Below are 10,010 nucleotides of genomic sequence, written 5' to 3'. Positions count from 1 at the left end.
CGTGTCAAGCGAGCAGGGCAGTGACCCGGCGGCACCTCGGGTGCATCGGCAGTCCATCTGAAACCACCGACACAAGGATGGTGCACCAGTGAGCGACCTGGCCGACGTGATCGAGTCCGCCCTGACCGAACGTGAGATGGACTTCACGAGGAAGGACTCGACGCACTTCATCGTCGAGTTGCCCGGCGAGCGCAAGCTCAAGACCACCACGCTCCTGACCGTCGGCAAGCACGGACTGCGCGTGGAGGCGTTCGTCTGCCGCAAGCCCGACGAGAACTTCGAAGGCGTCTACAAGTACCTGCTGCGGCGCAATCGCCGGCTGTACTCGGTGGCGTACACGATCGACAAGATCGGCGACATCTACCTGGTCGGCCAGATCGCCGAGCACGCGGTGACCGCGGACGAGCTGGACCGCGTTCTCGGGCAGGTGCTCGAGGCGGCCGACGGCGACTTCAACACCCTCCTCGAACTCGGTTTCGCCGGTTCCATCAAGCGTGAGTGGGAGTGGCGCGTCTCACGCGGGGAGTCGCTGGCGAACCTGAAACCGTTCGAGCATCTCATCGAGGACTCGCAGCCCTGAGTGCTGGTTGACCGCCCGCGGACGGGAAATACGCACGGGTAGAGTTGCGGCGAGCTTGTGACTGTTGTCACAGGTTAGATACATGTGTCTGATGTTCACAGAAACTTGTACCGACAACCGCTGCTGCAACACTTCGAGGGAGAGGCCCCAGTGAGCTTCAAGAGCCCGTTTCCGGACGTCGAGATTCCGAACCTCAGTGTCTACGATTTCCTCTTCGGCCAGGTCGAGTCGGCCGATCTGGACCGGCCTGCGCTGATCGACGGTGCCTCCGGCGCGGTCACCACCTATCAGTCCCTCGTCGCCCAGATCAACGGTGTGGCAGGGGCGTTGGCCGCTCGCGGTCTCGCCGTCGGTGAGGTCGTGGGCCTGCATTCGCCGAACGTTCCCGCGTTCGCCTCGGTGTTCCACGGGATCCTGCGTGCCGGTGGTGTCGCGACCACCATCAACGCCCTCTACACCGCGGAGGACATCGCCAAGCAGCTCACCGACTCGAAGGCGAAGTTCCTGTTCACCGTCTCCCCGCTGCTGCCGCAGGCCGAGGCGGCCGCCGCGAAGGTCGGGATCCCCGCCGAGAACGTGATCGTCCTCGACGGCGCCGACGGACACCCGTCGCTGACCGATCTGCTGACCGAGGGCGCACCCGCCCCCGAGGTGTCGTTCGACCCGGCGACCCAGCTTGCGGTGCTGCCGTACTCGTCGGGTACCACCGGCCGGCCGAAGGGCGTGATGCTCACGCACCGCAACCTGGTGGCCAACGTCTGCCAGATCAACCCGCGGATGGGCATCGGCGCCGAGGACAAACTGCTCGCCGTGCTGCCGTTCTTCCACATCTACGGCATGACCGTGCTGCTCAACGCCGCCCTGTACAACCGGGCAGCCCTGGTGACGATGCCGAAGTTCGACCTCGTCGAATTCCTGAAGACCGTCTCCGGACAGAAGTGCACCTACGTGTTCATCGCCCCGCCGGTCGCGGTTGCGCTGGCCAAGCACCCGCTGGTCGACGAATACGACCTGTCGTCTGTGCACTCGATCTTCTCCGGCGCCGCCCCGCTCGATCAGGAACTGGGCAAGGCCGTCGCCAACCGGCTCGGCTGCCGGGTGCGGCAGGGCTACGGCATGTCCGAGATGAGCCCGGTCAGCCACGCCATCCCGTTCGACCGCGACGACATCGCCCTGGACTCGGTCGGTCCGTCGATCGCGAACATGGTGTGCAAGCTCGTCGACCCGGCCACCGGCGAGGAGGTCGCCTACCCGGCCGAGGGGGTCAGTGAGCCGGGTGAGTTGTGGTGCAAGGGCCCGAACATCATGGCCGGGTACCTCGGCAACGACGAGGCCACCGCCGAGACCCTCGACGCGGACGGGTACCTGCACACCGGCGACATCGCGACCGTCGACTCCGAGGGCGTCGTGACGATCGTGGACCGGATGAAGGAGCTCATCAAGTACAAGGGCTACCAGGTGCCGCCCGCCGAGTTGGAGGCGCTGCTGCTGACGCACCCGCAGATAGCCGACGCCGCCGTCATCGGTGTCCTCGACGACGAGGGTGAGGAAGTGCCGAAGGCGTTCGTCGTCAAGCAGCAGGGCGCCGAACTGGACGAGGCCGCGGTCATCGCGTTCGTCGCCGAGCGGGTCTCCCCGCACAAGAAGGTGCGCAAGGTCGAGTTCATCGACCTCGTGCCGAAGTCCGCCGCGGGCAAGATCCTGCGCAAGGATCTCCGGGCGAGCGAGGCCGGCCGGAGCTGACGGCAGGGGTTCACGGCGCGAGGGTTCCGGGAGGCATGCCAGGATGAACGGCATGAGTACCGGAACCCTTGTGCTGCTCCGCCACGGCGAGAGCGAATGGAATGCGCTCAACTTGTTCACCGGCTGGGTGGACGTCCACCTGACCGATAAGGGCATCGCCGAGGGCAAGCGCGCCGGCGAATTGCTGCTCGAGCACAACCTGCTCCCCGACGTGCTCTACACGTCGCTGCTGCGCCGCGCGATCAGCACCGCCAACATCGCGCTCGACACCGCCGACCGGCACTGGATTCCCGTCATCCGCGACTGGCGTCTCAACGAGCGCCACTACGGTGCCCTGCAGGGGCGCAACAAGGCGCAGGTCAAGGACAAGTACGGCGACGACCAGTTCATGCTGTGGCGCCGCAGCTACGACACCCCGCCGCCGCCGATCGAGGCCGGCAGCGAATACAGCCAGGACACCGATCCCCGCTACGCGAACCTCGAGCAGGTCCCGCTGACGGAGTGCCTGAAGGATGTCGTCGTCCGCCTGATCCCGTACTGGGAAGACACCATCTCCGCCGACCTGAAGGCGGGCAAGACCGTGCTGATCACCGCGCACGGCAACTCGCTGCGCGCTCTCGTCAAGCACCTCGACGGAATCTCCGACGAGGACATCGCGGGCCTGAACATCCCGACGGGCATCCCGCTGCGATACGACCTGGACGAGAACCTGAAGCCGCTCAATCCCGGTGGCACGTACCTCGACCCCGAGGCCGCCGCTGCGGGTGCCGCCGCGGTCGCGAACCAGGGTGGGAAGTAACCCGTGTGCCCGGCCGGACGTCCCGTTCGCGGGACGTCCGGCCAACAGCGGGTTAACTGCGGACGAAGACTCCGGTTCCCGCGTGTGACGTGCGCGGAAATGCCCGGTCCCCGCGTAACCGGCCCGCCCCGCGAACGTACGATTCAGGCGTGAGTGTTGTTCAAGCCGTCTTGCTTGCCATCGTGGGCGGCTTCGTCGGTTACCTCGTCGGTGGCGTGCTGATCCCCATGCTGTCCACCCGGCAGGCGCAGCGCATGGAAGAGCAGTCCGGGCTTACGATGTCGCAGGTGCTCGACCTGATCGTCCTGGCATCCGAGAGCGGCATCGCCGTCGTCGACCAGTTCCACGACGTCGTCCTGTTCAATCCCCGCGCGGAGGAGCTGGGCCTGGTGCGGAATCGGCTCGTCGACGACCGCGCGTGGGTAGCGGCGCTCCGGGTCCTCCAAACCGGCGAACCCGTCGAGGTCGACCTGAGTACCAAGAACCCGCAGCGGGGGCGCGATCGGATCGCGGTGCGCGGCACCGCACGTCTCCTCAGCAAGGAAGACCACAACTTCGTGGTCCTCTTCGCCGACGACGACTCCGAACAGGTGCGGATGGAAGCGACCCGCCGCGACTTCGTCGCCAACGTCAGCCACGAACTCAAGACCCCGGTCGGCGCGATGGGTCTGCTGGCGGAAGCACTCCTCGAATCGGCGGACGACCCCGAGTCGGTTCGGCACTTCGGCGAACGCGTGCTCGGTGAATCCGTCCGGCTCGGCAAGATGGTCACCGAACTGATCGCGCTGTCGCGGCTGCAGGGCGCCGAGAAACTACCCGACCTCGAGGCCGTCTCGGTCGACGAGGTGGTGGACGAGGCGCTGCAGCGCTGCAAGATCTCCGCGGAAGCCGCCGGCATCGCCGTCACCGCGGACCACAACAGCGGCTACGAAGTGCTCGGCGACCGCGCCCTGCTCGTCACCGCGCTGTCCAACCTGGTGCAGAACGCGATCGCCTATTCGCCGAAGGGCGCCCCGGTGTCGGTGAGCCGCTCGGTCCGCGGCGACAACGTGGCGATCTCGGTGACCGACCGCGGTGAAGGTATCGCCAAGGCCGATCAGGAGCGCGTGTTCGAGCGCTTCTTCCGCGTCGACAAGGCGCGGGCCCGCGCGACCGGCGGAACGGGGCTCGGCCTCGCGATCGTCAAACACGTGGCCGCCAACCACAACGGATCGATCGACCTGTGGAGCAAGCCCGGAACGGGTTCGACGTTTACCCTGCAGATTCCTGCACACATCGAGACAGTGGACGCCGAGAGCGGAAACGTCGGGAAGAGAGAAACCGGTATGGAGGCCAAGCGATGACAAGTGTGCTGATCGTGGAAGACGAGGAGTCATTGGCCGACCCATTGGCATTCCTGTTACGCAAGGAAGGGTTTGAGACGACGATCGTCGGCGACGGACCGTCCGCGCTCGCCGAGTTCGACCGGGCCGGTGCCGACATCGTCCTCCTCGACCTCATGCTGCCCGGCATGAGTGGCACGGACGTCTGCAAGCAGCTCCGCAGCCGTTCCGGTGTCCCCGTCATCATGGTGACGGCACGGGACAGCGAGATCGACAAGGTGGTGGGCCTCGAACTCGGCGCCGACGACTACGTGACCAAGCCGTACTCGGCGCGGGAGCTGATCGCCCGCATCCGCGCGGTACTTCGCCGCGGTGTCGACAGCGAACTCGACGTCGCGCAGGACTCGGCCGTCCTCGAGGCGGGACCGGTCAGGATGGACGTCGAACGTCACGTGGTCCAGGTGAACGGCCAGGCCGTCACGCTGCCGCTCAAGGAGTTCGACCTCCTCGAGTACCTGCTGCGGAACTCGGGCCGCGTGCTCACCCGAGGGCAGTTGATCGACCGGGTGTGGGGCGCGGACTACGTCGGCGACACCAAGACCCTCGACGTGCACGTCAAGCGTCTGCGCTCGAAGATCGAGACCGACCCCGCCAAGCCGGAACATCTCGTCACAGTGCGTGGCCTGGGCTACAAACTGGAGGCGTGAGCGGACGCCGATCCGCCACAGTTGCAGACGAATTCGTCAGCCGCACATGCAATTGCCTGTGCGGCTGACGAATTCGTGGGCGTTTGTCAGGGAACGAAGTAGCGGACCGACGAGTAGTAGTCGGGTCGGAAATTCGGCAGCTCGCGCAGTTCGTGCGCGTTACCGGAAAGGTCGTGCTGCTGGAACGTGACCTGATCGTCCACCCACACACAGTCGATCGGCTGTCGGGCCCCGAACGGGCTGAACAGAAGGTGCATTCCCGGGTTACCCCAATACGCCTCCAGGTCCAGTGGTGTCCTGAAGTATGCCTCGCATCCGCCGACCGTCGAGGTCGGCTCGGCGGCGGCGGTCGGCGCGAACACTGCGAGGGATGCCGCCGCAACTGCGCCCGCGAGGATCGCACGCTTCATCAGAACGGGTTGTACACGTACACGCCGCGGAACGGCGCCGAGATGATCTGCGTGACGGCGTGCTCGCGACCTTGGTCGTCGAACTGCCGGCAGTAGACCGCGACGTAGTGTCCGTCGCCCTTGCACTCGATGACCCGGCCGGTGCCGTACGGGCTCAGCACGAGCGCCCGATTACCCTTGTCTCCGAACGCACCCGGATCGAACGGTGCGACGAAGTTCGCCGTCTTGTCGTAGAAGGTGTTCCAGTCCGGGGTCGGCTGGGCGGACGCGGTCGGCGCGAGGGCGAGCGTCGCGGCGGCGGTCAACAGGGCACCGGTCAGAATTCGAGCAAACATGATCTCTCCCGTCATGGCTGTGCCCGGAATGGGGCCGTGACGGGTAAATCGACCGATGGGTCTGCTGCGTTACTCGGCGGCCTTCCGCTGTGCGGCCGCGGTGGCGGGGTGCACGGCGACGAGGCCGAGGCCGGCCCTGCGCTTGCACATCTTCGCCAACTCCGAGTACGCCGCCTTGCCGAGCAGTTCCGTCAGCTCGGGTGCGTACGACTGCCAGACGGCCTTGGCGCCGACGTGGGCGTCGGGGGAGCCGGAGCAGTACCAGTCCAGATCCGCGCCGCCCTCGCCCCAGCCGCGGCGGTCGTACTCGCTGATGGTGGTCTTCAGGATCTGCTCGCCGTCCGGCCGTTCGACCCATTCCTGGGTGCGGCGGATCGGGAGCTGCCAGCACACGTCGGGCTTGACCTCGAGAGGTTCGATTCCGCGCTTGAGGGCCATCGAATGCAGCGAGCAACCGACACCGCCCTCGAAGCCGGGGCGGTTCAGGAAGATGCAGGCACCCTGGTAGCGGCGGGTCCGCAGCGCGGGCTCGTCCTCGAGGTCGTCCTCCTCGATGTAACCCTTCTTGCCGAGACCCTTCTCCATGAACTGCCAGTCCTCGGGTGTGAGCATCTTCACTGACTTGTTCAGCTTCTCCAGATCCTCCTCGTCGGAGAGGAACGCGCCGTGGGAACAGCAGCCGTCGTCCGGTCGGTCGCCGATGATGCCCTGGCAGGCGGGGGTCCCGAACACGCAGGTCCAGTGGGAGAGCAGCCACGTCATGTCCGCGGCGATGATGTGCTCGGTGTTGTCGGGATCGGGAAATTCGACCCATTCGCGAGCGAAGTCGAGGGGTACTTCAGGGCTGGGCGTCATCTTGTGTGAACGCCCTGCTTTACGTGCTGTCACAAAGCCCGACGGTAGACCCAGTACCGTGTCAATGTGCGACTAGGGGTACTCGACGTCGGAAGCAACACCGTCCATCTGCTCGTAGTGGACGCCCACAGGGGCGGCCACCCCACACCGATGAGTTCGACCAAGTCGACTCTGCGGTTGGCGGAGAACACCGACGACCGGGGTGACATCACCTCCCAGGGTGCAGATCGCCTGGTCACGACGGTGGCAGACTTCGCCAGCATCGCGAAGACGTCGGGGTGCGGTGAGCTCATGGCCTTTGCCACGTCCGCCGTGCGCGACGCCAACAACTCGGACGCCGTGCTCGAGCGAGTGCACGCCGAGACCGGGGTGACACTCGAGGTTCTGTCGGGTGTCGACGAGGCCCGGCTGACGTTCCTCGCCGTGCGCCGCTGGTTCGGGTGGAGCGCGGGCCGCATCCTGAACCTCGACATCGGCGGCGGATCCCTCGAGCTGACGACGGGTGGCGACGAGGACCCGGACGTCGCGCTGTCGCTGCAACTCGGCGCGGGACGGCTCACCCGGGACTGGCTCGAGGCCGACCCGCCCGGCAAGCGTCGCGTGGCGGTGCTGAGGGATTGGCTGGACGCCGAACTGACCATCCCGTCCAAGGAACTGCGCGCCGCGGGGCAGTGGGATCGGGCCGTCGGCACGTCCAAGACGTTCCGCTCGCTGGCCCGGCTGACAGGCGCGGCACCGTCCGGCGCGGGCCCGCGGGTCAAGCGCACCCTCACCGCCAGCGGTCTCAGGCAACTCATAGCGTTCATTTCGCGGATGACGGCCTCGGACCGTGCAGAATTGGAGGGGGTGAGCTCCGACAGGTCGCAGCAGATCGTGGCCGGAGCACTCGTTGCGGAGGCCAGCATGAGAGCACTGGGCGTGGAGGAACTGGAAATCTGCCCCTGGGCTCTGCGTGAGGGGTTGATCCTCCGCAAGCTCGATACGGAAATGGGCGGTGAATTGATGGTGGGTGCTCGATGACCGAGGACAGTCAGCAGATCTCTGTGTCAGAGCTGCTCAAACGCAACGGACAACAGGTGGAGTCCCGGGGCGGGCGGCGTCGTCGCGGCGTCAAGGGGGGAATCTCCGTTGCCGAGCTGACCGGTGAAATTCCGGTTGTCCGGGATCCGTCCGATTCGCGGGCGCTCGAATCCGAACCGGAACCCGAGCCTGCACCTGCCGCGCCCGAACCGCCCCGCAAGCCCGCGCCTGCCGCGGCGCCGGTGCGTGCCGACGAACGCACCGCAGCATTCAAGGCCCCGCTCGACGACGACGATGACGACGAGCCCATCGCCAGTCGCCCCGCCGGCCGCGGTCGCGGAGTGGTGTCGGGTGGGACGTCGCGCGATCACCAGGGAACCTGGGTCAGTCGATCCGTCCAAAAGGAACAGCCGGCGGCCGAGGCCGCCGCGCCCGCACCGGCGCCCACCGTGGCCGCCCCGGTCGTGAAGAAACCGGAGCCCGCCCCGACCGTCGCCGCTCCCCGCGTGAAGCCGGCGCCGAAGACCGACACCCCGGCCGGGACCGAACCGGCGGCGAAGTCCGAAGCACCCGCGAAGCCCGAGGCGCCGGCGAAATCCGGAACTCCCGCGAAGGCGGGTGCCGCGACACCGTCGAACGGCGCATCGAAGTTCGTGAAGACGCCGAAGCCCGAGGCTCCCGCCAAGGTCAAGCCGGAACCCGCGTTGCTGTCCGGCTCGACGCTGGCCGGCGACCTGATGCGGCAGTCCCGGGACTCGGACGCGGCGAACGCGGGCGAGGAGACGGAACTCATCGAGGCCGCCACCGACGACGCGGACACCGAGAAGCGCGAGGGCGAGACGCAGAGCCCTCGTCGCTCCCGCAAGGAGGCGAAGGCCGAGAAGGCCGAGGCCGCGAAAGTGGAGAAGGCGGACAAGAAGGACGAGGCAGGCGAGAACTCCACCCGCGAGTGGGCCGTCCTCATCGGTCAGGGTGTCGTGGCCGTGATCGCCGGGGCCCTGCTCTTCAAGGGGTTCGAGAAGCTGTGGGACGTCTTTCCGTGGGTCGCGCTGATTCTGGCGCTGCTCGTCATCGTGGGCCTGGTCGCGATGGTCCGCATCCTGCGTCGCACCGACGACATCACCAGCTTCGTGATCGCCGTCGTGGTCGGGATGATCGTCACTCTGGGGCCGTTAGCCTTCATGCTTGCGTCGGGCTGAGTTGCTCATGGTCGGGGACAGTGGGTACGGGCAGGTTAGATCGTCACCGCGCGGTCGGAAGGTGCTGGTGGGCCTGTCGACGGCCTCGGTGTACCCGGAGAACACCGAGGCGGCGTTCCGGTACGCGGCCGATCTGGGATACGACGGCATCGAACTGATGGTGTGGGCCGAATCGGTCAGCCAGGACATCGGGGCCGTGGCCGGGCTGGTGCGCAGGTACGCGATTCCGGTTCAGGCGATCCACGCGCCGTGCCTGCTCATCTCGCAGCGCGTGTGGGGTGCCGACCCGGCCGCGAAGCTGGAGCGTTCCGTCCGCAGCGCCGAGTCGCTCGGGGCGACGAGTGTCGTGGTGCACCCCCCGTTCCGCTGGCAGCGCCGATACGCCGAGGGATTCGCCGATCAGGTGGCCGACCTGGAACGGCGCAGCGGTGTGATCGTCGCGGTGGAGAACATGTTCCCCATGCGGGCGGACGGCTTCTTCGGCAGCAAGGAGAGGTCCGCCCAGCGGCTTCGGCGGCGGGGCGGGCCGGGAGCCGCGCTGTCGGCGTTCAGCCCCTCGTACGACCCCACCGATTCGGGACACGCCCACTACACCCTCGACCTGTCGCACACGGCCACGGCCGGAATGGACGCGATGAAGCTGGCGGAGCGGATGGGGGAGGGCCTCGCGCATCTCCACCTCGCCGACGGTCGGGGCGCGTCGATGGACGAGCACCTCATCCCCGGCCACGGCGCCCAGCCTTGCGCGCAGTTGTGCCGTCATCTCGTCGACACCGGATTCGACGGGCAGGCGGTGATCGAGATCAACACACAGAACGCCCGGACGCAGCGGGAACGGTCGTCGATGCTCGCGCAGGCGCTGGCCTTCGCCCGTGAGCACCTCGAACCGGGCCGCGCCGCCTCGGGGTCGCCGCGCAGCCACTCCGGCGGCGATCACGACGACACCTGAGATATCTGCCGCGTCCCTGCTGCGGTAAGCTCGTCGCCATATTGGATAGTTTCAGTATCTAGTGCTGGGGTATCCGATATCGAGAGTCGAT

11 protein-coding genes are annotated in these 10,010 nt (G+C 67.1%); 8 read left to right on the top strand and 3 right to left on the bottom strand.

Annotation, left to right across the window (positions count from 1 at the left end; all coding sequences use genetic code 11):
• The first annotated feature begins 88 nt into the window (after window positions 1–88).
• The 5 genes from ACFVJ3_RS13100 (at window position 89) to ACFVJ3_RS13080 (ending at window position 5,151) form a co-directional block, all read left to right on the top strand.
• Entirely contained in the window at window positions 89–580 is a 492-nt protein-coding gene (locus ACFVJ3_RS13100) for a YbjN domain-containing protein (RefSeq protein ID WP_378452435.1), read from the top strand.
• Between the two features lie 150 nt (window positions 581–730).
• Window positions 731–2,323, top strand: coding sequence for an AMP-binding protein (locus ACFVJ3_RS13095; protein WP_378452434.1), 1,593 nt, complete (start codon window positions 731–733; stop codon window positions 2,321–2,323).
• 43 nt (window positions 2,324–2,366) lie between these two features.
• Entirely contained in the window at window positions 2,367–3,122 is a 756-nt protein-coding gene (locus ACFVJ3_RS13090; RefSeq protein WP_378452433.1) for a phosphoglyceromutase, read from the top strand.
• A 149-nt stretch (window positions 3,123–3,271) separates the two neighbouring features.
• Window positions 3,272–4,465 (top strand): sensor histidine kinase, encoded by a 1,194-nt coding sequence (locus ACFVJ3_RS13085; protein ID WP_378452432.1) that lies wholly within the window; start codon window positions 3,272–3,274, stop codon window positions 4,463–4,465.
• A complete protein-coding gene (locus ACFVJ3_RS13080; RefSeq protein WP_378452431.1) occupies window positions 4,462–5,151 on the top strand; it encodes a winged helix-turn-helix domain-containing protein in 690 nt (229 codons plus the stop codon). Before ACFVJ3_RS13085 ends, ACFVJ3_RS13080 begins: the two co-directional genes overlap by 4 nt.
• 86 nt (window positions 5,152–5,237) lie before the next feature.
• Here the strand turns inward: ACFVJ3_RS13080 and ACFVJ3_RS13075 are convergent, their stop codons facing one another.
• The 3 genes from ACFVJ3_RS13075 to ACFVJ3_RS13065 all read right to left on the bottom strand — a co-directional run bounded on the left by ACFVJ3_RS13075 (window position 5,238) and on the right by ACFVJ3_RS13065 (window position 6,751).
• A complete protein-coding gene (locus tag ACFVJ3_RS13075) occupies window positions 5,238–5,561 on the bottom strand; it encodes a hypothetical protein (RefSeq protein WP_378452430.1) in 324 nt (107 codons plus the stop codon).
• Window positions 5,561–5,896 carry a hypothetical protein gene (locus tag ACFVJ3_RS13070; RefSeq protein WP_378452429.1) on the bottom strand — a complete coding sequence of 112 codons (336 nt, stop codon included), beginning with the start codon at window positions 5,894–5,896 and terminating at the stop codon, window positions 5,561–5,563. Before ACFVJ3_RS13070 ends, ACFVJ3_RS13075 begins: the two co-directional genes overlap by 1 nt.
• Before the next feature lie 69 nt (window positions 5,897–5,965).
• The gene (locus ACFVJ3_RS13065) at window positions 5,966–6,751 is read right to left on the bottom strand and encodes a hypothetical protein (protein WP_378452428.1); all 786 of its coding nucleotides are present in this window, start codon (window positions 6,749–6,751) and stop codon (window positions 5,966–5,968) included.
• Between the two features lie 66 nt (window positions 6,752–6,817).
• Between ACFVJ3_RS13065 and ACFVJ3_RS13060 the strand changes: the two genes are divergently transcribed.
• From ACFVJ3_RS13060 to ACFVJ3_RS13050, 3 genes are read left to right on the top strand one after another with little or no spacing between them, the layout of a single operon-like run.
• Entirely contained in the window at window positions 6,818–7,771 is a 954-nt protein-coding gene (locus ACFVJ3_RS13060; RefSeq protein WP_378452427.1) for a hypothetical protein, read from the top strand.
• Window positions 7,768–8,970 carry a hypothetical protein gene (locus tag ACFVJ3_RS13055; RefSeq protein ID WP_378452426.1) on the top strand — a complete coding sequence of 401 codons (1,203 nt, stop codon included), beginning with the start codon at window positions 7,768–7,770 and terminating at the stop codon, window positions 8,968–8,970. Before ACFVJ3_RS13060 ends, ACFVJ3_RS13055 begins: the two co-directional genes overlap by 4 nt.
• 7 nt (window positions 8,971–8,977) lie before the next feature.
• Complete coding sequence (locus ACFVJ3_RS13050; RefSeq protein WP_378452425.1) at window positions 8,978–9,919, top strand: sugar phosphate isomerase/epimerase family protein; 942 nt, start codon at window positions 8,978–8,980, stop codon at window positions 9,917–9,919.
• Window positions 9,920–10,010: the final 91 nt, after the last annotated feature.

The sequence above is a fragment of the Rhodococcus sp. NPDC127593 genome, from assembly GCF_042671975.1.
GTDB lineage: Bacteria > Actinomycetota > Actinomycetes > Mycobacteriales > Mycobacteriaceae > Rhodococcus_F.
Note: the sequence above shows the minus strand (reverse complement) of the source record. Positions and strands in the feature narration are given on the sequence as shown.